Below are 23,414 nucleotides of genomic sequence, written 5' to 3' on the forward strand. Positions count from 1 at the left end.
ACCCTATCGCGTCGCGCGCGGCGCGCCGCTGTCTGAGGGGTTGTTGCCTTGATCGGCGACGCCGAGATTTGCAAGCGCTGCCGCAATGAGCGAAGCCTTTGACCCGTTCGAGCCCTTGACCATGACGATGTCGCCCGGCCCGACCAGCTTGTTCGCCTCGGCGGCCAGCTCGGCGGCAGTGGCGCGCCACAGGCCGCGCCGCGAGGGCGGCAGGGCGTCGTGCAGACGGCGCATCTCCATGCCCGCAGCGTGGACCAGGTCCAGACCGGCGGCGGCGATGGGCTGGATCAGGCCTTCGTGCAGGGCGCGCGAGTGCTCGCCCAGTTCCAGCATGTCGGTCAGGACCACGATGCGACGTCCGCCCTCAGCCACAGGCTTCGCCCCCAGGCTGAGGAAGCCCGCCTTCATTGACAGCGGATTGGCGTTGTAGCTCTCGTCGATCAGGGTGAAGGCGCCGCCGGGGAGGACGACCGTCTTCAACTGGCCGCGCCCCGCCAGAGGCTGGAACCCCGCCAGAGCCTGAAGCGCAATGTCCAGCGACACGTCGAGCGCCCGCAGCATCAGGATGACGCAGAGGCTGTTCAGCCCCCAGTGCACGCCGGACTGTGCCAGGCGGTAGTCGATCCGGTGCCCGTCGATCTCGGCGGTGACGCGCGCGCCCTCGGCGTCAGGCTTGAAGCCCAGCAGGCGCGCGTCGCAACCCGCGCCAGAGCCGAAGGTCTGAACGACCGCGCCGACATCCACTGCGGCCTGACGCACCAGATCGGCATAGGCGTTGTCGGCGTTGATCACGGCCACGCCGCCGGGGACGAGGCCCTCGAAGATGGTGGCCTTTTCACGGGCCACGCCGGCCTCGCCGTCGGCGAAGGCTTCGATGTGGACCGGGCCGACCGTAGTGACGCAGGCGGCGTGCGGGCGGACGAATTTGGACAGCGGCCCGATCTCGCCCGGCGCGTTCATGCCGATCTCGAACACGGCGCGGTCGGTGCCCTGCGGCATCCGCGCCAGCGTCAGCGGCACGCCGATGTGGTTGTTGTAGCTCTTGATCGAGGCGTGGGCGGAACCGGCCAGGTCCAGACCCGCCTTGATGGCCTGGGTCACGCTGGTCTTGCCGACGCTGCCGGTGACGGCGCCGCGCAGACGGGCGCGGTCGCGGGCGGCGACGCCCAGCGCCTCCAGCCCCTTCAGGGTGTCGGGGACCAGAACATAGGGTCCGCCCTCGACGGGTCGGTCGACGAGGGCCACGGTGGCCCCGGCGGCGAAGGCGGCGGCGGCGAACTCATGCCCGTCCCGCGTGCCGTGCAGGGCCAGGAAGAGGTCGCCGGGCGCGATCTCGCGGCTGTTGTAGGTCATCCCGGACACGCGAGCGTCGGGTCCGTGAAGCTGGCCTCCGGTCGCCGAGGCGATGGCTTCGGCGGTCCAGAGCGGCGTTTGGGTGTCAGGCATGATCGCGCAGGGCTTCAGTCGCTTCGGTGGCGTCGTCGAAGGGATGAATGACCCCCGCGACGATCTGTCCCTGTTCATGCCCTTTTCCGGCGATCACGACCACATCTCCTTCGCGCATCAGCGATACGGCGTGGCGGATGGCCTCGCGGCGGTCGCCGATCTCGAGCGCGTCGGGGCAGCCGGCGCGGACCTGGGCGCGGATGGCGGCGGGGTCTTCCGAGCGCGGATTGTCGTCGGTGACGATGGCCACGTCGGCCAGACGACCGGCGATCTCGCCCATCATCGGCCGCTTGGCGCGGTCCCGGTCGCCGCCGGCGCCGAAGACGACGATCAGCTTGCCCGTCGCGTGGGGACGCAGGGCGTTCAGCACCGTCTCCAGACCGTCGGGCGTGTGGGCGTAGTCGACATAGACCTCGCCGCCGCGCGAGCCTTCGCCGGGGATGCGTTGCAGACGGCCTTGCGCCCCGCGAATGAACTCCATCGCCGGGATGACCCGGTCCGGGTCTTCACCGCCCGCGATGCACAGGCCCGCCGCGACCAGGGCGTTCGAGGCCTGGAAGCCGCCGGCCAGAGGCAGCAGGACGTCGTGGATGCGGCCGCGCGCGTCGATGGTCAGGCGCTGGCCTTCCGGCGTCGCCCGGCGCGCGATCAGCGACAGATCGCGCCCGCGCTCGCCCACGCCCATGACGCCCAGACCGGCCATGATCGAGGCCGAGGCGAAGGCGGAATAGGCGTCGGAATCGGCGTTCAGGACGGCGGTGCGGCCGCGCGGCAGCAGGGCCTCGAACAGGCGCAGCTTGGCGGCGCGATAGCTCTCCATGTCCCCGTGATAATCGAGGTGGTCCTGGGTCAGGTTGGTGAAGCCGGCCGCGCGGATGGCCACCCCGTCCAGACGACGCTGCTCGATGCCGTGCGACGAGGCCTCGAGCGCCAGGTGCGTCACCTCCTTGGCGGCCAGCTCGGCCAGCAGGCGGGCGGCGTCGGCGGCGTCGGGGCTGGTCAGGCCGGGGCCGGTCAGGGCGTAGGTCTTGTCGCCCTTCTGACCGACCACGCCCAGCGTGCCCATGCTGGCCGACTTGAGGCCGAGACCGGCCCAGATCTGGCGGCAGAAGTTGGCGACCGAGGTCTTGCCGTTGGTGCCGGTGACAGCCACGCAGGTCCTGGGCTGGGCGCCGTAGAAGCTGCGCGCGGCCAGGGCATAGGCGCGGTGCACGTCGCCCGAAGTCACCAGAAGCGGCGCAGCCCCGGCGGGGGTGTCGGACGGGGCCAGGATGGCGGCGGCGCCGCGCGCCAGAGCCTGCGGGATGAAGGCGCGACCGTCCGCCGCCGAACCCGGCAGGGCCACGAACAGGGCGCCGGGCGCGACCTTGCGGCTGTCGGATGTGACCGAGGTGATCTCGGGGTCCGAGGAGACGTCGCGACGCAGCAGTTCTGACAGACGAAGGGCGCTCATCGGCCGTCGCCCTCGACGTCCTGGAACTCGGGGATCTTCTCGCCCAGGGCGGTGGACCAGCGATCGGCCTTGCGCTCGACGCCCAGGAAGGGCGCGATGCGGTCGGCGATCTTGCCGACGGCGGGCGCGGCGACATAGCCGCCGGTGCGCGGATAGGAGGACGGCTCGTCCACCAGGACGAAGATGGTATAGCGCTTGGCCGTCACCGGGCCGTCCGAGGGGAAGACGGCGGCGAAGGAGCCGACGGCGTGGGTCGGATCATAACGGCCGTTGACCAGCTTGTTGGCCGAGCCGGTCTTGCCGCCGACCCGCAGGCCGGGAGCGTTGGCGAAACCGCCTGAGCCGCGCGTCACGTTGCGACGCATCAGGTCCAGCATGGTGGCCGAGGTCTCGGGCGAGACGACCTGACGGGTGCGGGCGTGGGGCAGACCGCCCTTGCGTAGGCTCAGGGGCACATAGCGCCCGCCATTGGCCAGGGAGGCATAGGCGGCGACATACTGGATCGGCGTCACCATGACGCCGTAGCCAAAGGACAGCGAGGCCAGGGTCGAGTCATCCCACTTGCGGATGTGCGACGGGCGGGCCGATTCCTTCAGCTCGATCGGGGCGGCGTCCAGCAGGCCCAGCCGCTGGAAGTAGTCGCGCATCACATCGCCGCCCATTTCGACGGCCAGACGCGAGGTGCCGATATTGGACGAGTGCAGATAGACTTCTTCCAGCGTCAGCACCTTGTTGGTGGCGTGGAAGTCCTTGATGCGGCGCTTGCCGATCTGCAGGGCCTGTGAGGCGTCGAACAGGGTGTTCATGTCGGCGCGGCCGGTGTCGATGCCGGCGGCGACGGTGAAGCTCTTGAACACCGAGCCCATTTCATAGTGGGCCGAGGTGACGCGGTTCAGCAGGGCGTCTTCGGCGGCGGCGTTGCGGCGGTTGCCGTCGTAGGTCGGCCAGCTGGCCATGGCCAGAACCTCGCCGGTCTGGACATCGGTCACGACGGCGACCGCGCCCTTGGCTCCGGCGGCCTCGGCGGCGGCGGCCAGTTCGTTCTCGACCACGCCCTGGACCCGCAGGTCGATCGACAGCTGGAAGTCCTCGCCGGCTGCGCCCGCCGCGCGAATTTCCTTGTCGAAGGCCAGCTCGGCGCCGGACACGCCCTCGCCGCCCGTATCAGCGCGGCCGATCAGATGGACCGCCGAACTGCCCAGAGGATAGACACGGCGATCTTCGGGCTCGAAGGAAATGCCGCCGAGGGCCAGGGCGTGGACCGCGCGACGCTCGGACGGGGTCAGGCCGTTCAGGACCAGCAGACGGCGCTCGCCGCGCAGCACCCGGTCCAGACGCTTGGCCGAGATGCGCGGCAAGGCGCGACGCAGCTGAACCCTGGCGGTCGCCGGATCCCAGATCTCGCGCGGGTCGATGTAGAGGCCGTAGTGGGTGATGTTGGTGGCCAGCAACTGACCGTTGCGATCGACCAGATCGGCCCGCGTCAGGGCGTTCGCATTGAAGCCCGAGCCCGCCCCGCCGCGCGGCGCGAACAGGGCGGCATGGGCCGCGCCCAGGGCCAGACAGGCGAAGACGGCGGAAAACACCGCCATGATCAGGAAGATGCGAACCCGGGTGTCTTCTTCCGGACGGCCATCGGCGCGGGCGCGCTCGAACGAGTGCTCCATCCACCAGACGCAGGAGGCGACCCAGCGGCCCCAGGCGGCGAACAGACCACCGACCGACGGACCTTGCGGACGCGGCTGCGGACGGCCCGGCGCGGGACGGCGATAGTCCATGCCGTGGTGATCATGCACGCTCAATGCAGGCTCTCCCCGGCAAGGGGTTCCGCGACAGACGGGGCGACGGGCGCGGGGGCCACAGGCGCAGGCGCGGGCGCGGGCGCGCCGGCAGGGGCGGCGGGCGGCGCGATGGCGGTCAGACCGGCCTCGACCGCCTGACGCCGGACATCGACCGGGCCCAGGCCGATTTCACGCGACAGAGCCTCCAGCCGGGCGGGCTGCTCAAGACGGGTCGCCTCGGCGCGCAGCAGGCGGACCCGCTGGCGGTTTTCCAGAATGTCGCCTTCGATGCGGGTGATCTCGGCGCTCTCGCGGGCGGCGGCGGCCTTGGCGATATAGACCGAGAAGATCAGGGCGCCGACGCAGACCACGCCGATGATCTCGACGCAGCGCACGCCGCGGACCTTCCAGTCGAACAGGCGCTTGACCGGAGCGGGCACGGCGATCATGCGCGCTTGCCCTTGCCGGCGCGGCCCTCGATCGCACCCCAGGCCGGAGCCTCGGTGCGGACGGCGGCGCGCAGCTTGGCCGAACGGGCGCGGGGGTTGGCGGCCAGCTCGGCCTCGCCCGCCTCGCGCGCGCCCTTGAACATCAGATCGAAGCTGGGCTTGCGCAGTTCCACCGCGACGGGGGCATGGCGCGAACCGCCCGGCGCATTGCCGGTGCGCTCGGTCATGAAGGCCTTGACGATGCGGTCTTCCAGCGAGTGGAAGGTGACGACGACCAGACGCCCGCCGGGGGCCAGCGTCGCCTCGGCGGCTTCCAGACCGCGCTCCAGCTCGCCCAGCTCGTCGTTGACGGCGATGCGCAGGGCCTGGAAGACGCGGGTCGCGGGATGGATCGGCGCGCCCCGACGACCGCCCAGCGCCTTTTCGACCACCTCGGCCAGGTCCAGGGTGCGGCTAAAGGGCTGTTCGACGCGACGGCGCAGGATGGCGGTGGCGACGCGGCCCGACTGACGCTCGTCGCCATACTGCTTGAAGATATGGGCCATCGGCCCGTGATCCCAGGTGTTGACGATGTCGGCGGCGGTCGGCCCCGCATCGCCCATACGCATGTCCAGCGGCCCGTCGCGCATGAAGGAGAAGCCGCGCTCGGCCTGATCCAGCTGCATCGACGAGACGCCGATGTCGAAGACAGCGCCGTCCAGCTGGGCCTTGCCGCTCTCGGCGAAGGCCTCGGACAGATCCGAGAAGGGGGTGCGGATCAGCTGGAACTGGCCCGGATAGGCGGTGGCCACCGCGTCGGCGTGCGGCTGGACGGTCGGGTCGCGGTCCAGACCGATGACCTGGGCGCCGCGATCCAGAATGGCGCGAGTATAGCCGCCGGCGCCGAAGGTGGCGTCGATGACGACGTCGCCCGGCTGCGGGTTCAGGGCTTCGAGGACTTCTGCCAGAAGGACGGGGGCGTGCGGAGAGGTCATGCCGCGCCCCCGGTCTTGGCGACCGCCGCCTGACGGCGCATTTCACCGAACTGCTTCAGGCCCTCGCGCGCCATGCGGCGCTGCTCGGCGCGGTGCGCGGCCCACTTGTCCTTGTTCCAGATCTGGAAGCGCTCGCCGACGCCGTAGATGACGACCGTGTCGGACAGGTCGACCTCGGCGCACAGGTGCTCCGGCAGAGTGATGCGGCCGCCCGAGTCGTAGGCCAGCGGCTTTTGCTCGCCGAAGATCGAAGCTTCCAGCGCCGAGCGGTAAGGGTCGCCGAAGGGCAGGCTTTCGATGACGGCGCGGTATTCGGCGAACAGCTTGTCGCCGCCCGCTTCCAGGCAGTCGGCTTCGATGGAGGGGAAGCAGAAGACGCCATGCTCAGCGCCGTTTTCAGCCGTGCGGAATTCCTGGGGGATCAAGAGACGGCGCTTGCCGTCCAGCTGCTTCTCGTAGGTCGAGAGAAACACGCTTTGCCCAATCGAGCCCTGCGGCCCGCCCCTGAAAGTCCGTTGATGACACCACGCGCCGGGCGACCGCCCCTACTCATGAGGCTGTGGGATAGCATGGGATCAGATGGGCCTCAATGGGATTAGTTGACACCCTTTAACCAAATTTGCAGTTCGGCGAACGGCTTAAGCAGTCAAGAATGAGAACATACAAGCAACAACAAGAGTATTCACAGCCTGTGGACGGCTTTTTCCGCCATGTTTTCAACGCAGGGGTTAATGGGCGCGCGTCGCGCAGACGGACGGCTCGATCCTCGGGTCAAGCCCGAGGATGACGGCGTCAGAAAGATGCTGAAAACGGCCTCAAGCAGCGCAAAACGCGGTAGGCCCTCAAAAAAACGCCAGACGGCCTGTAAGCCGGGTTCTGTTCCGCCCCGAAAGGCGGCGACGATCATTCCTCTGGACCGCCCATTGCTGAGCGGTTCTCGCGACCTACCCGGACGCCTCGGGCGGTGAACCCTGCGGCCGAAACCGCGCGACGTCCCTATTCGGTCTTGCTCCAGGCGGGGCTTGCCATGCCGCCGACGTTGCCGCCGACGCGGTGGGCTCTTACCCCACCCTTTCACCCTTCCCCGGGCCGAAGCCCAGGCGGTTTGCTTTCTGTGGCGCTATCCCTCGGGTCACCCCGGGCGGGAGTTACCCGCCGCCTCTTCACCGTGGAGCCCGGACTTTCCTCGACAAGAGCAAGCTCTCGCCGCGACCGCCCGGCCGTCTGGCGGGGGCTAAGTGCGCGCGAACGACGCGCGCGTCAATCCAGAACGCCGGTGACGCTCTCGACTGAGGCCAACTGGAGCAGGCCGACCAGGCGGGCGCGGGTCTCGCCGTCGGCGACGCCGTCGATGCGGTCGGGCCGCCAGTGACGCTGGAAGGCCTCGACGGTCAGGCGGGTTTCGTCGTCGTAGTCGCCGCCCGGCTTCAACCCATAGCCCAGCCGGTGCAGGCCCGAGCGCAGGACGATGACGCCCAGCCCCTCGTCGCCCGGCGACAGGTCGGCGCCGAGGGCGGCGACGCGCTCGGGGGCGGGATCGAACCACAGGCCATGCCCGGCCTCGGCCAGGCGCTTCCACGGGAAAAGCTCGCCCGGATCCTGCTTGCGGTCGGGGGCGGTGTCGGAATGGCCGATGATGCGGGCGTCGGAAATCGTCCAGCGCGCGCGGATGTCGGCGATCAGGGCGATGACGGCCTCGATCTGGGCTTCGGGAAAGGCGCGATAGCCGAACTCGTGGCCCGGATTGACGATCTCTATGCCGATGGAGGCGGCGTTGATGTCTGTCTCGCCCTGCCAGGCGCCGCGACCGGCGTGCCAGGCGCGGCGCTCTTCCGGCACCAGACGCAGGATCACGCCGTTTTCATTCACGACATAGTGGGCCGAGACCTCGGCGGCGGGATCGCGCAGACGGGCGACCGCCTCATCCGCCGACTTCATGCCGGTGTAGTGCAACACCAGCATGTCCGGCGGGCCGCGCCGGGCGTTGAAGTTGGGTGACGGGGCGTCGATGAAGCTCAGCATGGCGCTCGATCAGCGCCCTTCGCGTTCCCAGCCGTAGGCGACCCAGGTGTCGCCGACCTTCTGGGCGTCGATCACGCCTTCGTCCTGGCGGGCGCGAGCGCTGCGGGCGCGACGGGCGCGAAAGGCGAAGCCGGCGAAGAAGACGACCACCCCGGCGATCAGGGCGATCACGGCCACAGCGGCGGCGGTCAGCACGGCCAGCACCGCCCCTACCGTCAGAGCCAGAGCCGTGGCGATCAGGCCGCCGAGCCAGACGAAGGGCGCCAGCAGACCACCGCCGGTGCGGCGCCGGGCGTTGAAGCCGATCTGGGCGAAGGGGTCGGACTGAATCATGGAACTGCCTTTCATGGCGCACCGATGAAGGAACGCCCGAACCTCAATGTCGGTCCATCGACCTGAACGGTCAATGGACTGCGACATCACGGCTCAGTCAGGGTGTTGGCCTTCAAAAAGCCGGCTGGTCGGCGAGGACCACCGCGCCGCGGCTGCGCATCCGGTCGGCCTCGACGCGGTTCAACATGGCCTGAGCCGCCGGATCGCCCATGATCTGGCCGACCGCGACCATGGCTTCCGCCGCCTGACCGGAGGCGCCGAAGGCCGAGGCCAGGGCCTCCCACGGCGACTGCGGCGTCGGGAAGCGCTTGAAGCGCACCGATTCGCTGGTCGGGATATTGGCCAGCTTGCGGGCCTTGATGATGGCTTCGTTCAAGCCGCCCAGCTCGTCGACCAGACCCAACTCCTTGCCCTGAGCCCCGGTCCAGACCCGGCCCTTGGCGATTTCACGCACGCGCTCGACCGGCAGCTTGCGGCCCGTCGAGACGCGGGCGACGAAGTCTTCGTAAACGCGGTCCATCGAGGCGGCGAAGGCGGCGCGTTGCCCTTGGTCAAAGCCCTGCACCGGCGAGAAGGCGTCGGCGTAATCGCCGCCGACCTTGAGGCCCCGCATGTCGACGCCGAAACGGCCCAGGGCGTCGGCCAGAACGAACTTGCCGCCGAAGACGCCGATGGAGCCGGTCAGGGTCGAGGGCTGGGCCACGATCCAGTCCGCCTCCGAACTGATCCAGTAGCCGCCCGAGGCCGCATAGGCGCCCATGGACACGACCACCGGCTTGCCCGCCGCCTTGGCCGCGCGCACGGCGCCCAGGATCTGCTCCGAGGCCTCCGGCGAACCGCCCGGCGAGGAGACGCGGAAGACGATGGCCTTCACGGCCTTGTCCTCGATGGCGTCATAGATAGCCTTCGCCGTGTCGTCCGAACGGATGTCCGAGCCCGAGCCGAAGGGCGAGGCGCTCTGGCCGCGTCCCGTCGTAATCGCGCCCTCGCCGCCGACGATGGCGATGGCCGACTTGCCAGAGCCGTTGCGCGCGCCTTGCATCGAGGCGTAGTCGCCGAACGGCATGATCCTGGCGTCCTTGCCCGCCTTGGCCTTGGCGGCGGCTTCAGCTTCCTCGACCTGGCCGATCTTGTCGACCAGCTTCAGCGACAGGGCCTGTTCGGCCGAATAGGGGCCCGCCTCGATGGTCGCCTTCAAGGCCTCGGGCGCGGTCTTGCGGTCGCGCGCGACATTGGCCAGGGCGCTGTCGTAGATGGAGGTCATCCAGGCGGTCATCGCCTCGCGGTGCGGGCCGGTGTAGTCGCTCTGCGTGTATTCATTGACGGCGTTTTTATACTCGTAGCGCTGTTCGAACTCGGGCTTGACGCCGTATTTCTGGAAGGCGCGGCCCAGGAACAGGCTGTCGCTGGACAGGCCCACGGCCTGGAAGCTGGCGGTGTTCTGCATCCACAGCTGGTCGGCGCTTGCTGCGACCATATAGCTGGAGACCACGGCGCCGACGGGCATGAAGCCCTGGCTGTGCGCGATGACCGTCTTGCCCGAGGCGCGGAAGCGGTTGATCGCCTGACGCACCTCGTCGGCGGCGGCCGGGTTCATGCCGCCTTCCGGCGCGCGCACCAGCAGAACCTTGACGCTGGCGTCCTTCTCGGCCTGGGCCAGGGTGTCGACGATGTGGACCACCGACAGGCCCGAACCGCTGAAGGCGGCGAAGGGATTGGTCGGCGCCTGATCGGTCAGACCCTCGCGCAGGTCCAGCTCCAGCACCGTGTTGGCGGGGGTGGTCGGCTTGGACGCGCCGGCGGCGGCGGCGAAGAACAGAAGCGCCACGATCGGCAAGACGATGAAGAAGGCCACGAGCCCGGCGAAGACGCCGAGCATGGTCAGGAAGAACTGTTTCATGAAAAAGGCGGCCGTCCCGTCAGTGGCCACGCGCGGCCTGCCGCGAGCATAGGGCGCAGACGGTTGGCGTCAAATGAAGGCGCGGTAATGAAAAAGAGAAAGGGCCCCCGTCGCCGGCAGGCCCTCCCCTCGTCTTCACGTCAGCCGATCAGCGGCCGATGTCGTAGGTCCCGCTGATGTCGATGCGGATCGTCAGTTCGCCCGCCGACACCGGGGTGGAGGCGCTGCCCGAATCCATGGCCATGGCGCGAGCGTACATGGGCTGCGGCTGAGGCGCATAGCCGCCGCCCTCGGTCAGGGAGCGCACGCCGCCCAGGGGCACGTTCAGGGCCTGGGCATAGAGCTGGGCCTTGTCCTGCAGGGCGCGGACGGCCAGCTGACGCGCCTGATCCTCGGCCGCTTTGGGGTTCTTCAGGCCGAAGGCGATGCCGTCGATCTGGTTGACGCCCGCCGTGACCACGGCGTCGGCGGTCGTGCCGACCTTGGTCAGGTCGTTGATGACCACGGTGACGCGGTTCTGGGCCTGATAACCGCGCAGCTTGGGCGGCATGTTCTGCTGATAGTCGTACTGCGCCGACAGGTTCAGGCCCGAAGTCTGGATGTCGCGCTCATTGATCCCGGCGCGGCGCAGGGCGGCGATGACGCGGGTCATCTGCTGGGCGTTCTGGGCCATGGCCTCCTGGGCGGTCGCCGCCTCGGTGACGACGCCGAAGTTGATCGTCGCCTGATCGGGAGCCACCTTGACTTCGCCATAGGCGGACAGGTTGAGGGCGGGTTGTTGCGCCATGGCGTGCACCTGCATCGGGGCGGACCCGCCCGGCTGGGATTGGGCGGAGGCGACGGCCGGAACCGCCAGGGTCATCAGGGCCGTGCCCAGCATCAGGGCGCGTGCGGTGCGGGTCATCATCATCTCCGTCGAAATCCATCGGCCCGGCGTGTTCGCCAGCCACGACCCTACCTTGGCCGTTTCAAGCTGAACGAACGCACAAGCCCCCAGTGCAGGTTCCGTTCATCGGCGTGAAAAGCATGACAGGTCAGCGGCGTCTTTGCAGCAGCCGCAACCCCTGCTAGGCACATCCTCCCTGCTTCGGGGGCCTGTAGCTCAATGGTTAGAGCCGACCGCTCATAACGGTCTGGTTGGGGGTTCGAGTCCCTCCGGGCCTACCAATTTCTGTCGAGACCACTTAGAACTGGCTCAAAACCAGTTAAGAGTGGCTCAAGCGCCGATTACACCCAATCGAGCTCGCCTTGAAGTGTCGGCCTCTGACTGAGGCCGTGTAAAAACGCTGAGCCACGCTGAGGCAGAGGTGACGACGAGGCGCGATGGCCTCAAGCCCTGATCGCTTCCATCAACGGTTTCGCTCCCAACACCGCCATCACCCGCTTCATGTTGTAGGCCAGGATGTGGAGGCTGATCTCGGTCTTCACGTTGGGAAGGCGCTTCGTGAGGAAGTGGGTGTGGCCCATCCAGGCCTTGATCGTGCCGAACGGGTGTTCGACCAGGCTTCGCCGTTCGCGCATGGCTCTGGGCCTCAGGTCCATACGGGCCTGTAAGGCGTCGATCACCGCTTCATGCTCCCAGCGCGTGACCTTTCGTTCGACCGCAGGCGTGCACTGGAGCTTGATGCTGCAGCCGGTGCAACTGGTCCGGTCCCAGTATCGATGCAGCGTCATGCCCTTCTCGACGACGGTCATGTGATACGGAAGCAGGGAGCCGGCTGGGCATCGGTAGACGTCCTGGTCGGGCAGATAGACGAAGTCCTGCTTGCCGAAACGGCCGGTCGCCTTGGCACCTGACGTCAGCGTTTTCGGCACGAAGGGCGTCACGCCCAAGGCCTCGCAGGCCAGGATTTCCTCGCCGGAGAAGTAGCCCCGGTCGGCCAGCACATCGAGCCTCTCCACGCCCATGGCGTCCTTGGCTCGGCTGGCCATGTTCGCCAGTTGCTGCCGGTCCGAGCCGGTCATGATCACCTCGTGGGCGACGATCAGGTGTCTGCGCCGCCGTTCTGCAGGATACGCCGGCTGAACAATTCGGGGTCCTGTCGTAGCTCCCCGAACAGTTCCGTCGCCTGTGCGGGCAAGCGGCGCAGGAGGGTTTCCTGGCGCCGCGATGTAAGGTGGGCAGCGAATAGTCCGAATTCGTCGCTCTTGATCTCCATATAGCCAAGGCCGTCATGACCGGAGCCCCGGCCGTAGGGATCGGAGGCTGTCGTTTCCAGCCGATCCTGTTCGAAGAGGGCATCGATGCCAGCCAGGCCGTCGGCGAGTACCGCCTTACGATCAAGCGCAAGGCGTCCGATATCTGCCTGCCAGAGGCGAATGCCGAACACATGTAGGAGCTCACCGGCGGCGGAATAGGCCTGAGCATCCCAGAGTCGATTCATCTCTTCGATGGCCGGCTCGACCAGCTCATCGGAAAGTTCATGGGCCCGCCAGGCGAGCCGCCAAGCCGGTTCCGAAGCGGTCACGAACCAGCGTGACCGGTCTAGATCGCCTCGCGCCTGTTCCGCCTCGAACGCACCGTCCACGAACAGGGCCTTCAGCACGACATCGGAGACCGGTTCATCAACTAGGGTGGCGCCTGAATATTTTTCGGACAGCCGCCGGACCGCGCTCGGCTCGCCCTTGCCGACGACGCCGTGGAGCCAGGCGGTTTGGCGCCCCTCCAAGTCGCCGAGGTTGGCTCCGCCGGAGCGCAGTTCAAGGGCGAAGATAACGACCAGATCCGTCAGGGCCTTCACGAGGCCGGGATTCTGCTTGTGCCGATCGTCCATCACGGCGACGAGGCTGCCCAGATCTTGGATCGCCTGGTCGAGCAGACGGAGATTGCCGAGGCCGCTTTGTTGGAACAGGGCATAGATCTGGTCGGCCGCACCCTGCACTACTTCCCGCGACGGTGAGGCGAGACGGGCTGCAAAATAGGGGAAGGCGGCTCGGAAATCCGGAACCAGCTTCAGCGAACGCCCGATGACCTTCTCACGCGTGCGGGCGAACTCAGTCTTGTCCGCCATCTCGTCCAAGTTGGCGATCAGAAGGACTTTCAGGGCGTCCGGCCCGTGCTCCACATAGCTGTTCAGGTATCCCAGAAGTTCGTTTGGCGGCAGATGCGTTCGCTCCAGATCGTCGAAAACGATCACGCCGACTGCATCCAGCGTCAGAAAGTCCTTTGGCGAGAGCTTTGTGTCGACCTTCAGGTGTTTGAGGAAGGCACCGGATACCGCTCCAGCCACGGCCGCGCCCTTGCCAGATAGGAGCGGATAGGCGGCGGCGAAAACCGCGTTGTCGATGTCCGCTTTGCTGCTCACGCCATACAAGCTGACGTATAGCCATACCTGCCCGCCCCCGAGCCGAGTCCGAAGGGCGTTGTGGAAATAGGTCTTTCCGACACCCCAGGGGCCTTCGATCAGAAGAGCGTGTCGCGATGAGCTCTCGGCCTTAAGAAAGGCCTCAACCGCCGAAACCGCCCTCGCATTCGGTCCGCTGTGCTCGGACCGGGCCGCCCGTTCGCTCGTGGGCTCGTGGGCTCGGCACCTTTCATCAGCGCGCGTGTGATCATACCCTTGAGCGCCATTGTGCCGCTTCCCCATTCATACGGATCGCTGTGGATCCCTGATCGCCCACTTAGGAGTGCAGTCTGCGAGGCGGAAGCGTTCGCGTCGATAGCCGCGCGACGGAGTCTACGTTGCGCGCCTGAGGGTGATTGGCGAGGACGCCCGTCTCATGGTGCCGAAAGTTGTGGCGCTAACCCGCCCGAGCCCCGCGCAAAGGTGCAGGATGCGATTGAGGCACCCTTAGGTGGTCGGCTAAGTGGTGGTCAGAAAAATCGCGCGGCTTTTCAGGCGTGGGTTGAGCCACTCTTAAGTGGTCCCGACAATTTCCTGTCGCAGCGCCGTCTGGGCCGCGCCTTCGGCCAGCCGGTGCAGGTCGCGACCCGAACAGCGCGTCCAGTCGACGTCATCCAGCAGGCGGTCCAAACCTGGCGTCACCTCGCGCGTCGCGCTCACGACGACGACGGCGCCCCGCCCCGCGTCATGCCCGCGACCAGCCCGATCAGCAGGCCCACGGCCAGGGCCCGATTGCCGGGATCGCCGGCGCGGGCCTCTTCGACCCTGAGGGCCAGTTCGCGATCCAGCCACGCCATTTGCCGCGCGAAGTTCTCGTCTGCCTGTGATGCGCCCGTCATCCCGCCTTCTCCTGCTGGTTGATGGCGATGCTAGCGCGCCGTGAACCGGAGCCTCAAGTGAATTGTTCGCTCTTTGTTCTATTTTTCGCCCGAGATCGCTCGCCCCTTTGTGCGACGCGGCGTGAGCCTATATGGCGGTCTCAACAAGGAGAGCCGCCATGTCCTATGTCGCCCGCGACGACCGCCCCGCCGACAAGGCCGAACGCTATGCCGAGGTCGAGGCCGAGATTCTGGCGGTGCTGGACGGCGAGCCGAACCGGACGGCGCGGATGGCGACCGTGGCGGCCATGCTGGCCGACGCCTTTCCGGTCTTCTTCTGGACCGGCTTCTACGTCGTGGACGCCATGAAGCCGGGCGAGCTGGTGGTCGGCCCCTATCAGGGCACGCTGGGCTGCCTGCGTATTCCGTTCGGGCGCGGCGTCTGCGGCGCGGCGGCGCGGGATCGCCAGACCCAGGTGGTCGAGGACGTCCACGCCTTCCCCGGCCACATCGCCTGCGACAGCCGCTCGGCCAGCGAGATCGTCGTGCCTGTGGTGGATGCGGCGGGCGAGTTGATCGCGGTGCTGGATGTGGACGCGACGGAAATCGCCGCCTTTGACGCCGTGGACGCCAAGGCGCTGGAGCGTCTGATGGCCAAGGTCTTCGCTGCATGAGCCGAGCGCGCAGCGTCCTCTACCTGCCCGCCTCCAACGCGCGCGCGGTGGACAAGGCGCGCAGCCTGACCTGCGACGTGGCGGTGCTGGATCTGGAGGATGCGGTCGCGCCCGAGATGAAGCTGGAGGCGAGGGCGGCGGCCGTCGCGGCGGCGCGCGAAGGCGGCTTCGGCCCCCGCCTGGGCGTGCGGATCAATGGGCTGGACACGCCCTGGGGCGCCGACGACCTGGCGGCGCTGCGGGACGCGCCGGTCGATCTGCTTGTCGCGCCCAAGGTCGAGCGCGCGGCGACGGTGCGCGCTCTGTCGGACGGGATCCGCCCCGGCGTCAAACTGTGGGCCATGATCGAGACGCCGCGCGCCCTGGTGGATCTGCGCGCCATCGCCGAGGCCGGCGGGGCGCTGAGCGGGCTGATGCTGGGCGTCAATGATCTGGCCAAGGATTTGAGGACGGGCGCCTCGGCGGATCGGGAGCCGCTGAAGTCCTGGCTGGCGGCGGTCGTGGCCCATGCGCGGGCCAACGGGCTGCTGGCCATCGACGGAGTGTTCAACCGGATCAAGGACGAGGCGGGGTTCGCCGCCGAGTGCGCGCAAGGCAGGCTCTATGGCTTTGACGGCAAGAGCCTGATCCATCCGTCGCAGATCGAAGAGGCCAATGCGGCCTTCGGGGCTTCGGTCGAAGAAGTGGAGTGGGCGCGGACTGTGGTCGCCGCCTTCGCCGCGCCGGAGGCCGAGGGGCTGGGTGTCATCCGCGTCGAGGGGGAGATGGTGGAGCGGCTGCATCTGGAGCAGGCGCAGGATTTGCTGGCGAGCCTCTAGAACCCTTCTCCCCTTGCGGGAGAAGGAAAGCGTGGGCTGGCGCGTCGACTCTACAAACCGTAGACAAACCCCATGACCGCACCGCTTCCGACGCCTTTGAAAACCCGCGCCTGGGTCTGTGCGCCGGGGGTGTTGAAGGCGCCTTTCCTGTCGGCCTTCCTGTCCGACTATGACCTGTCCGCCCTGCCGGGCACGCAGACTGAGGCGGTGCTGGGCTGGGGCATGAAGCCGACGGCGGCGGCGGGGCGGCGCTGGGCGGCAAAGCAGGGCAAGCCCTATGTGGCGCTGGAGGACGGCTTTCTGCGCTCGGTCGGGATCGGCGAGAGCGGGGCGACCAGCCTCAGCCTGATCGTCGATGATCTGGGCGTCTATTACGATGCGACGCGGCCCAGCCGCTTAGAGCAACTGATCCAGACGGCGCCCGACTGGTGCGACGCAGCGATGGGGGTCCGGGCGCGCGGCCTGATCGAGCGGATTATCGCTTCGGGCGTGTCGAAGACCAACATGGGCGGGCCGCTGGATACGAGCCTGCTGAAGCCCGGCCGGCGGGTGCTGATCGTGGATCAGACCTTCGGCGACGCCTCGATAGGCTATGGGCTGGCGAGCGAAGCCAGCTTCTTGGAGATGCTGGCGACGGCGCGGCGCGACGAGCCGGACGCCCAGTTGATCGTCAAGCGTCACCCGGCAGTGGCGGCGGGGCGCAAGTCGGGCTGCATCCCGGAGGATCAGCTTGAGGGCGTCACCCTGATCGACACCGATGTGCGGCCCGCCGACCTGCTGGCGGCGGTGGACGCGGTCTATGTCGTGACCTCGGCCCTGGGGTTCGAGGCCCTGCTGCGCGGCCTGCCGGTGAGGTGTTTCGGCGCCCCCTTCTATTCGGGCTGGGGCCTGACGACGGATACGGTTTCGACCGGGCGGCGCGGCGTGGCGCGGGATCTGGACCAGGTCGCGGCGGCGGCCCTGATCGCCTACACCCGCTATGTCGATCCCGTCACCGGCCAACGCTGCGAGGCCGAGCAGGCCTTGGAGCGATTGATCGCCCTGCGCGACCGGGCCGACCGGCTGGCGGGCGACTGGGCCGCCGTCGGCTTCGCCCCGGCCAAGCGCCCGCCGGTGCGCCGCCTGTTGAACTCGCCCAAGGGCCGCGTCCGCTATTTCTGGCGGTCATCCGCCGCTGTCGCCCATGCGCGGGCCACGGGCGGCAGGCTGATCTGGTGGGCCGGCAAGGAGACGCCGTCGATCCGCGCCGCCGCCGACGCTTTCGAGGGGCCGGTCGTGCGCATGGAGGACGGCTTCATCCGCTCGCGCGGGCTGGGCTCTGACTTCTTCGGCGCCCTGTCGGTCGCCCTGGACGATCAGGGCGTCTATTACGACCCGACCCGGCCCAGCCGGCTGGAGAGCCTGATCGAGGCGGGCGAGCCGTCGCCGGATCAGGCGGCGCGGGCCGAAACCTTGCGGGCCCGCGTGGTCGATGCGGGCCTGTCGAAATACAATCTGAAGGGCGCGGGCGTCCCGGCGCATTGGCCGAAAGACAGGCCGATCCTGCTGGTCGTGGGTCAGGTCGAGAACGACCGCTCGATCATGATGGGCTGCGGCCCGGACCTGCGCACCAACTCCGGCCTGGTGAAGGCGGCGCGGGCGGATCACCCTGACGCCTTCCTGATCTATCGCAACCACCCGGACGTGACGGCGGGCAACCGGCCCGGCCTGCTGGATCATGCGGCGATGGAAGAGGTCGACGCCTCGGCGGATGATCTGGACATCATCGACTGCCTGAACGCCTGCGACCGGCTGGCGACGCTGACGTCGCTGACCGGGTTCGAGGCCCTGATGCGGGGCAAGCCGGTCAGCGTCTATGGCCGGCCCTTCTATGCCGGATGGGGCCTGACCGACGACAAGCTGGCCTTTGAGCGCCGGACACGTCGCGCCTCGATGGAAAGCGTCATCCACGCCGCCCTGATCGGCTATCCGGTCTATGTCACGCCGGACGGCTGGCCGTGCGAGGCCGAGGACCTGGTCGAGGCGCTGATCGCGGCGCGGGATCACCCCCTGCCCGCCCCGCCGCGTGGTCGAGTCAACAGATGGTGGAGAGGCATAAAGGCCAGTCTCGACCGGAGCCTTCCACCGGCCTATTGAGAAGGTTCGTCATCGCAACGGACTGAGTCCGGCCCGCGAGGCGCCCGAACTTCGCCGCGAGGCGCCGACATAAGACTTGTCGAGCGCCGGGGACTCCATGTTCCCTCATGCAGCGAGGCGCCGCGCGCCGAGCGTTAGGGAACTACACTGTGCAAAAAGCCGTCATCTCCGCCACTGGCCTGTTCACGCCGGAGCAGTCGATCTCGAACGCCGAACTGGTCGCCGCCTACAACGCCTGGGCGGAAGGCTGGAACGCCGAAAACGCCGAGGCCATCGCCGCCGGCGAACGAGAGATGAAGACGCCGTCATCAGAGGCGTTCATCGAGAAGGCCTCGGGCATCAAGGCGCGCTTCGTCATGGACAAGTCGGGCATCATCGATCCTGAGCGGATGTTGCCCCACCTGCCCGCCCGCGGCGACGACGAGCTGTCGATCATGGCCGAAATGGCCGTGAAGGCCGCCGAGGACGCCATCAGAGCCTGGGGCAAGCCGGTCAGCGAGATCGGCGCCGTCATATGCGCCGCGTCCAACATGCAGCGCCCCTACCCCGCCATGGCCATCGAGGTGCAGCAGGCCCTGGGCATCGAGGGCTTCGCCTTCGACATGAACGTGGCCTGTTCCTCGGCCACCTTCGGCATCAAGACGGCGGCGGACTTCGTGGCTTCGGGCTCGGTCAAGGCCGTGCTGATGGTCAACCCGGAGATCTGCTCGGCCCACCTGAACTTCAAGGATCGCGACAGCCACTTCATCTTTGGCGACGTGGCCACCGCCGTCATCGTCGAGACCGAGGATCAGGCTGGACCCGGCGGCTGGGACATTGTTGGAACCAAGCTGAAGACCAGCTTCTCGAACAATATCCGCAACAATTTCGGCTTCCTGAACCGCGCCGCCCTGCCGACGGGCGCGAGCGAGCCGATCTCCTCCGACGGCCTGAGCGACAAGATGTTCGTTCAACAGGGCCGCAAGGTGTTCAAGGAGGTGGTGCCCATGGTCTCGCAGATGATCCTGGACCACGCCGCCGAGCTGAACCTGGACCCCCACGGCCTGAAGCGGATGTGGCTGCACCAGGCCAACATCAACATGAACACCCTGATCGGCAAGAAGGTGCTGGGCCGCGAGCCGGAGCCGGAAGAGAACGTCATCATCCTGGACGACTACGCCAACACCTCCTCGGCCGGATCGATCATCGCCTTCCATCTGAAGCACGACGGCTTCGCGCCTGGCGATGTCGGGCTGATCTGCAGCTTCGGCGCCGGCTACTCGGCGGGCACGGTTTTTGTGCAAAAGCGCCCCTGACGCCAGATAACGGGAATCAATATTTCCGGCGGCGCTTGCACTGTTCGGAAATTTTTGCAAACCGTTACACGTATTGAGAACGAGGGGGATGGCGCCCGAATGACTCAGACTGCTTCACCGTGGGCGGAAAAACTCAGCGATCCGTTGGCCCACGACGTGGCCACGGTGCTGAAACACATGGGCGGCTCGGCCCATCAGGACATTGTGGTCAACTGCGTGGCGGCGCTGAAACGCCAGCGCGGCGAGTCCGTAACCCAGGACCTGAAGGCCAAGATCGTGGAAGTGTTCGAACGCTACCGCGACTTCTTCATCAAGCCCTTCGGTGAGAACTCGCTGCGGTGGGCCCTGGCGCCGGGCGTAGCCTAGACCTCAGCCCTTCAGCCAAGCAAAAAGGCCCGCTCCTCTCGGAGCGGGCCTTCGTCGTATCAGGCGCCAGACTTAAGCGAATGACGCTTAGAAGCGACGGATGTAGCTGACCGAATAGGCATCAGCTTCGCCGGCGTTGTCGCGGAAGTCGCGACGGGTCCAGTCGGCGCGGACGCCGTTGACGCCGTCGAGGTAGTAGTTGGCGCCAACGCCGTAATTCCAGCTGTCGCCGCCGATGTCGGTCTTGCCGCCGGCGATTTCCTGCTTCAGCTCGGTGTGGCCGTAACCGCCACGCGCGAACAGCTCCAGCTTGTCGCTGACCGGGTATTTGCCGACCACGTAACCGGCGGCGTCCCACTCGTGCTTGATCGAGCCGTCGACGCCGGCGACGGTGAAGTCGTCGTCCTTGACGCCCACCGAAGCCTCGGTCTCGACGGCCAGGTAGCGGTTCAGGTTGACGCCCAGGCGGCCTGTCACGGCGCCGGTCGTGGCGTTATCGCCTTCAACATGAGTATAGCCCAGCGAGCCGTAACCACGGGCATCAGGATCAGACTGAGCAAAGGCCGGAGCAGCGATTGCAGAAATGGCGGCAGCAGCGAGAAGAATGTTACGCATTGTTTCTTTAACTCCTAGTAATCCTAGATGCGGTGACTTCTGCGGTCACCGGCCCCCTCCAGCGAGGAGTTAAATGGGTACGCAGCCGAGCCGTTCCATAGCCAGGTGAATACATAGGCTAGACCGTGCGCTGCTAGACACATACAGCGTTACGTCGATAGCGACCTTATTCCGGCACGAAAAAGGCGGCCCCGAGGGACCGCCTTTGCACGCTCAAGCCTGAACCAAGCTCTAGCGGTCCTTTTCGCGCTCCTCGCCCGAGCGGGCGGCCAGCGCCGCCTGGGCCGCCGCCAGACGGGCGATCGGCACGCGGTAGGGCGAGCAGGAGACGTAGTCGAGGCCCACGCTCTCGCAGAAGGCGATGGACGACGGGTCGCCGCCGTGTTCGCCGCAGATGCCCATCTTCATGTCCGGCTTGACGCCGCGACCGCGCTCGGCGGCGATGCGGATCAGGTCGCCCACGCCGTCCTGGTCCAGACGGACAAAGGGATCGGTCTCGAAGATGCCCTTGTCCAGATAGGCCTGCAGGAAGTGGCCCGAGTCGTCGCGGCTGATGCCGAAGGTCGTCTGGGTCAGGTCGTTGGTGCCGAAGCTGAAGAACTCGGCGTATTCGGCCAGATCGGCGGCGCGCAGGGCGGCGCGCGGCAGTTCGATCATGGTGCCGACCAGGTATTCGACGCTGTCGCCCGCATCCGCGAACACGGCCTTGGCGGTGCGGTCGGTCAGTTCGCGCAGGAACTTCATTTCCAGACCCAGGGCGACCAGCGGGTGCATGATCTCGGGGATCGGGGCGACGCCCGACGTCTTCTTCACCTCCAGCGCCGCCTCGAGGATGGCGCGGACCTGCATCTCGTAGATCTCGGGATAGGCGACGCCCAGGCGGCAACCGCGGTGGCCGAGCATGGGGTTGGTCTCGTGCAGTTCACGCGCGCGACGCTTCAGCTTGGCGGCGTCCAGACCCGAACCCGCGGCCAGGGCGTCGATGTCGGCGTCGGTGTGCGGGATGAACTCGTGCAGCGGCGGGTCCAGCAGGCGGATCGTCACCGGCAGGCCGGCCATGATGGTGAACAGGTCGGCGAAGTCGGCCTTCTGGAAGGGGGCGATCTTGGCCAGGGCGACGCGGCGGCCCTGCTCGTCGTCGGCCAGGATCATCTCGCGCACGGCGGCGATGCGGGCCTCGTCGAAGAACATGTGCTCGGTGCGCGACAGGCCGATACCCTCTGCGCCGAAGCCGCGCGCAGTCTTGGCGTCCAGCGGGGTCTCGGCGTTGGCGCGGACCTTCAGGCGGCGCACGCCGTCGGCCCAGGCCATCAGGGTCTGGAAGTCGCCCGTCAGTTCCGGCTCGATCATGGCCACGGCGCCGTCCAGCACCTCGCCCTTGCCGCCGTCGATGGTGATGACTTCGCCGGCTTTGAAGGTGCGGCCGCGCGCGGTGAAGGTCCCGGCCTTCTCATTGATCGAGATTTCACCCGCGCCGGAGACGCAAGGCCGCCCCATGCCGCGCGCCACAACCGCCGCGTGGCTGGTCATGCCGCCGCGCGCCGTGACGATGCCGCGCGCCGCGTGCATGCCGTGGATGTCTTCGGGGCTGGTTTCTTCACGCACCAGGATGACGGCGTCACCGACCTGCGACAGGCGCTCGGCCTCGTCGGCGTCGAAGACGATCTTGCCGGTGGCCGCGCCGGGCGAGGCCGGCAGGCCCGCCGCGATAACGGTGCGGGCGGCGTTGGGGTCCAGGGTCGGGTGCAGCAGTTGGTCGAGCGCGGCGGGCTCGACCCGCGACACAGCCTCTTCCTGCGAGATCACGCCCTCAGAGGCCAGATCGACGGCGATCTTCAGCGCCGACTTGGCGGTGCGCTTGCCGTTGCGGGTCTGCAGCATCCACAGACGGCCCTGCTCGACCGTGAACTCGATGTCCTGCATGTCGCGGTAGTGGCTTTCCAGCCGCCCGACCACGTCGACGAACTCGGCGAAGACGACCGGCATGGCCTCTTCCATCGAGAGCGCGGTCTCGCCCATCTCCTCGCGCCCGGCCTTGGTCAGGGACTGCGGCGTGCGGATGCCCGCGACCACGTCCTCGCCTTGCGCGTTGATCAGGAACTCGCCGTAGAGGCGGGCTTCGCCGGTCGAGGGGTTGCGGGTGAAGGCGACGCCCGTGGCGCTGGTCTCGCCCATGTTGCCGAACACCATCGACTGGATGTTGACGGCGGTGCCCCAGCTTTCAGGGATGTCGTGCATGCGGCGATAGAATTTCGCGCGGTCGTTCATCCAGCTGGCGAAGACGGCCGAGACGGCGCCCCACAGCTGGTCATGCGGGTCCTGCGGGAAGGGCTGGCCCAGTTCGCGCTCGACCAGGACCTTGTAGTCGGCGACCACCTTTTCCCAGTTCTCGGCGGTCAGGTCGGTGTCGATCGAGACGCCCAGACGATCCTTGTGGTCGTCCAGAACCTCTTCGAACTGATCGTGGCCGATGCCCAGCACCACATTGGAATACATGGTGATGAAACGACGATAGCTGTCGAAGGCGAAACGGCGGTCGCCGGACAGAGCAGCCAGACCCTCGACCGTCTGGTCGTTCAGGCCCAGGTTCAGCACCGTGTCCATCATGCCCGGCATCGAGGCCCGCGCGCCCGAGCGCACCGAGACCAGCAGGGGGTTGGCGGCATCGCCAAAGGTCTTGCCGACAATGCCCTCGACGGTCTTCAGACCGGCGGCGGCCTGTGCGGCCAGCTCGGCCGGATAGGTCTCGCCGTTGGAATAATAGTGGACGCAGGCTTCCGTCGTAATCGTAAAGCCGGGCGGCACCGGAAGGCCGAGAGAGGACATCTCGGCCAGGTTCGCGCCCTTGCCGCCGAGAAGGTTCTTCATCGACGCGTCGCCGTCAGCCGATCCGCCGCCGAAGCCGTACACCCACTTGGTCATCTTGCCGTCCCTGAGCCGTGGTCTAGCCGCCGAGGGATCGAGTCCCGCGCACGGTGGCCCTGACTAGC

At 67.6% G+C, this 23,414-nt stretch carries 20 protein-coding genes, 1 tRNA gene, 1 other RNA gene and 1 pseudogene; 6 read left to right on the top strand and 17 right to left on the bottom strand.

What is annotated here, in order from left to right; translation table 11 throughout:
• Positions 1-3 precede the first annotated feature (3 nt).
• The 11 genes from murF to P0Y52_10720 form a co-directional block, all read right to left on the bottom strand.
• Entirely contained in the window at positions 4-1,446 is a 1,443-nt protein-coding gene (gene murF / locus P0Y52_10670) for a UDP-N-acetylmuramoyl-tripeptide--D-alanyl-D-alanine ligase (protein WEK57006.1), read from the bottom strand.
• A complete protein-coding gene (locus tag P0Y52_10675) occupies positions 1,439-2,899 on the bottom strand; it encodes a UDP-N-acetylmuramoyl-L-alanyl-D-glutamate--2,6-diaminopimelate ligase (protein WEK57007.1) in 1,461 nt (486 codons plus the stop codon). Before P0Y52_10675 ends, murF begins: the two co-directional genes overlap by 8 nt.
• Positions 2,896-4,677, bottom strand: a complete 1,782-nt coding sequence (locus P0Y52_10680) for a penicillin-binding protein 2 (protein WEK59482.1) — start codon at positions 4,675-4,677, stop codon at positions 2,896-2,898. The genes P0Y52_10675 and P0Y52_10680 overlap by 4 nt, the downstream gene beginning before the upstream one ends.
• A gap of 20 nt (positions 4,678-4,697) precedes the next feature.
• Complete coding sequence (locus tag P0Y52_10685) at positions 4,698-5,129, bottom strand: cell division protein (GenBank protein WEK57008.1); 432 nt, start codon at positions 5,127-5,129, stop codon at positions 4,698-4,700.
• Positions 5,126-6,103 carry a 16S rRNA (cytosine(1402)-N(4))-methyltransferase RsmH gene (gene rsmH, locus P0Y52_10690; GenBank protein ID WEK57009.1) on the bottom strand — a complete coding sequence of 326 codons (978 nt, stop codon included), beginning with the start codon at positions 6,101-6,103 and terminating at the stop codon, positions 5,126-5,128. The genes P0Y52_10685 and rsmH overlap by 4 nt, the downstream gene beginning before the upstream one ends.
• The gene (locus tag P0Y52_10695) at positions 6,100-6,576 is read right to left on the bottom strand and encodes a division/cell wall cluster transcriptional repressor MraZ (protein ID WEK57010.1); all 477 of its coding nucleotides are present in this window, start codon (positions 6,574-6,576) and stop codon (positions 6,100-6,102) included. The genes rsmH and P0Y52_10695 overlap by 4 nt, the downstream gene beginning before the upstream one ends.
• A 376-nt stretch (positions 6,577-6,952) precedes the next feature.
• Positions 6,953-7,331, bottom strand: an RNA gene (rnpB, locus tag P0Y52_10700) — RNase P RNA component class A.
• Between the two features lie 32 nt (positions 7,332-7,363).
• Positions 7,364-8,125, bottom strand: a complete 762-nt coding sequence (locus P0Y52_10705) for an N-acetylmuramoyl-L-alanine amidase (GenBank protein ID WEK57011.1) — start codon at positions 8,123-8,125, stop codon at positions 7,364-7,366.
• Between the two features lie 9 nt (positions 8,126-8,134).
• Positions 8,135-8,458, bottom strand: a complete 324-nt coding sequence (locus P0Y52_10710) for a hypothetical protein (protein ID WEK57012.1) — start codon at positions 8,456-8,458, stop codon at positions 8,135-8,137.
• Positions 8,459-8,570: 112 nt separating this feature from the next.
• Positions 8,571-10,358 (bottom strand): signal peptide peptidase SppA, encoded by a 1,788-nt coding sequence (gene sppA, locus P0Y52_10715; GenBank protein ID WEK57013.1) that lies wholly within the window; start codon positions 10,356-10,358, stop codon positions 8,571-8,573.
• A 148-nt stretch (positions 10,359-10,506) separates the two neighbouring features.
• Positions 10,507-11,262, bottom strand: a complete 756-nt coding sequence (locus P0Y52_10720) for an SIMPL domain-containing protein (GenBank protein ID WEK57014.1) — start codon at positions 11,260-11,262, stop codon at positions 10,507-10,509.
• A 187-nt stretch (positions 11,263-11,449) separates the two neighbouring features.
• On the opposite strand from P0Y52_10720, the gene P0Y52_10725 reads away from it, so the two are divergent.
• Positions 11,450-11,525, top strand: a tRNA-Ile gene (locus P0Y52_10725).
• A 162-nt stretch (positions 11,526-11,687) separates the two neighbouring features.
• Here the strand turns inward: P0Y52_10725 and P0Y52_10730 are convergent.
• The 4 genes and pseudogenes from P0Y52_10730 to P0Y52_10745 all read right to left on the bottom strand — a co-directional run bounded on the left by P0Y52_10730 (position 11,688) and on the right by P0Y52_10745 (position 14,541).
• A pseudogene (locus P0Y52_10730) lies at positions 11,688-12,350 on the bottom strand (transposase).
• Positions 12,344-13,663, bottom strand: a complete 1,320-nt coding sequence (locus tag P0Y52_10735; GenBank protein ID WEK57015.1) for a hypothetical protein — start codon at positions 13,661-13,663, stop codon at positions 12,344-12,346. Before P0Y52_10735 ends, P0Y52_10730 begins: the two are co-directional and overlap by 7 nt.
• Positions 13,664-14,215: 552 nt before the next feature.
• Complete coding sequence (locus P0Y52_10740) at positions 14,216-14,362, bottom strand: hypothetical protein (GenBank protein ID WEK57016.1); 147 nt, start codon at positions 14,360-14,362, stop codon at positions 14,216-14,218.
• Positions 14,359-14,541, bottom strand: a complete 183-nt coding sequence (locus P0Y52_10745) for a hypothetical protein (protein WEK57017.1) — start codon at positions 14,539-14,541, stop codon at positions 14,359-14,361. The genes P0Y52_10740 and P0Y52_10745 overlap by 4 nt, the downstream gene beginning before the upstream one ends.
• 158 nt (positions 14,542-14,699) lie before the next feature.
• Between P0Y52_10745 and P0Y52_10750 the strand changes: the two genes are divergently transcribed.
• The 5 genes from P0Y52_10750 to P0Y52_10770 all read left to right on the top strand — a co-directional run bounded on the left by P0Y52_10750 (position 14,700) and on the right by P0Y52_10770 (position 19,809).
• Entirely contained in the window at positions 14,700-15,194 is a 495-nt protein-coding gene (locus P0Y52_10750; GenBank protein WEK57018.1) for a GAF domain-containing protein, read from the top strand.
• Positions 15,191-16,012 (top strand): CoA ester lyase, encoded by an 822-nt coding sequence (locus P0Y52_10755; GenBank protein ID WEK57019.1) that lies wholly within the window; start codon positions 15,191-15,193, stop codon positions 16,010-16,012. Before P0Y52_10750 ends, P0Y52_10755 begins: the two co-directional genes overlap by 4 nt.
• Before the next feature lie 72 nt (positions 16,013-16,084).
• A complete protein-coding gene (locus tag P0Y52_10760) occupies positions 16,085-18,148 on the top strand; it encodes a capsular polysaccharide biosynthesis protein (protein WEK57020.1) in 2,064 nt (687 codons plus the stop codon).
• A gap of 149 nt (positions 18,149-18,297) precedes the next feature.
• Positions 18,298-19,443: a beta-ketoacyl-ACP synthase III gene (locus tag P0Y52_10765; GenBank protein WEK57021.1), complete on the top strand. Its 1,146-nt coding sequence runs from the start codon at positions 18,298-18,300 to the stop codon at positions 19,441-19,443.
• 99 nt (positions 19,444-19,542) lie between these two features.
• A complete protein-coding gene (locus P0Y52_10770; GenBank protein WEK57022.1) occupies positions 19,543-19,809 on the top strand; it encodes a hypothetical protein in 267 nt (88 codons plus the stop codon).
• 87 nt (positions 19,810-19,896) lie between these two features.
• Here the strand turns inward: P0Y52_10770 and P0Y52_10775 are convergent, their stop codons facing one another.
• Positions 19,897-20,424 (bottom strand): porin family protein, encoded by a 528-nt coding sequence (locus tag P0Y52_10775; protein WEK57023.1) that lies wholly within the window; start codon positions 20,422-20,424, stop codon positions 19,897-19,899.
• A gap of 231 nt (positions 20,425-20,655) precedes the next feature.
• Positions 20,656-23,346 carry a pyruvate, phosphate dikinase gene (ppdK, locus tag P0Y52_10780; protein ID WEK57024.1) on the bottom strand — a complete coding sequence of 897 codons (2,691 nt, stop codon included), beginning with the start codon at positions 23,344-23,346 and terminating at the stop codon, positions 20,656-20,658.
• Positions 23,347-23,414: the final 68 nt, after the last annotated feature.

Origin of the sequence: Candidatus Brevundimonas phytovorans, from assembly GCA_029203145.1 — a bacterium.
GTDB classification, from domain to species: domain Bacteria; phylum Pseudomonadota; class Alphaproteobacteria; order Caulobacterales; family Caulobacteraceae; genus Brevundimonas; species Brevundimonas phytovorans.

Bases quoted from the DNA above. Each gene is read 5' to 3' on its own strand.
- P0Y52_10745 (WEK57017.1), bottom strand. From the start codon at position 14,541: ATGACGGGCGCATCACAGGCAGACGAGAACTTCGCGCGGCAAATGGCG.
- ppdK (WEK57024.1), bottom strand. From the start codon at position 23,346: ATGACCAAGTGGGTGTACGGCTTCGGCGGCGGATCGGCTGACGGCGAC.
- sppA (WEK57013.1), bottom strand. From the start codon at position 10,358: ATGAAACAGTTCTTCCTGACCATGCTCGGCGTCTTCGCCGGGCTCGTG.
- P0Y52_10720 (WEK57014.1), bottom strand. From the start codon at position 11,262: ATGACCCGCACCGCACGCGCCCTGATGCTGGGCACGGCCCTGATGACC.
- P0Y52_10685 (WEK57008.1), bottom strand. From the start codon at position 5,129: ATGATCGCCGTGCCCGCTCCGGTCAAGCGCCTGTTCGACTGGAAGGTC.
- murF (WEK57006.1), bottom strand. From the start codon at position 1,446: ATGCCTGACACCCAAACGCCGCTCTGGACCGCCGAAGCCATCGCCTCG.
- P0Y52_10760 (WEK57020.1), top strand. From the start codon at position 16,085: ATGACCGCACCGCTTCCGACGCCTTTGAAAACCCGCGCCTGGGTCTGT.
- P0Y52_10770 (WEK57022.1), top strand. From the start codon at position 19,543: ATGACTCAGACTGCTTCACCGTGGGCGGAAAAACTCAGCGATCCGTTG.
- P0Y52_10750 (WEK57018.1), top strand. From the start codon at position 14,700: ATGTCCTATGTCGCCCGCGACGACCGCCCCGCCGACAAGGCCGAACGC.
- P0Y52_10705 (WEK57011.1), bottom strand. From the start codon at position 8,125: ATGCTGAGCTTCATCGACGCCCCGTCACCCAACTTCAACGCCCGGCGC.
- P0Y52_10675 (WEK57007.1), bottom strand. From the start codon at position 2,899: ATGAGCGCCCTTCGTCTGTCAGAACTGCTGCGTCGCGACGTCTCCTCG.
- P0Y52_10775 (WEK57023.1), bottom strand. From the start codon at position 20,424: ATGCGTAACATTCTTCTCGCTGCTGCCGCCATTTCTGCAATCGCTGCT.
- rsmH (WEK57009.1), bottom strand. From the start codon at position 6,103: ATGACCTCTCCGCACGCCCCCGTCCTTCTGGCAGAAGTCCTCGAAGCC.
- P0Y52_10710 (WEK57012.1), bottom strand. From the start codon at position 8,458: ATGATTCAGTCCGACCCCTTCGCCCAGATCGGCTTCAACGCCCGGCGC.
- P0Y52_10755 (WEK57019.1), top strand. From the start codon at position 15,191: ATGAGCCGAGCGCGCAGCGTCCTCTACCTGCCCGCCTCCAACGCGCGC.
- P0Y52_10680 (WEK59482.1), bottom strand. From the start codon at position 4,677: ATGGACTATCGCCGTCCCGCGCCGGGCCGTCCGCAGCCGCGTCCGCAA.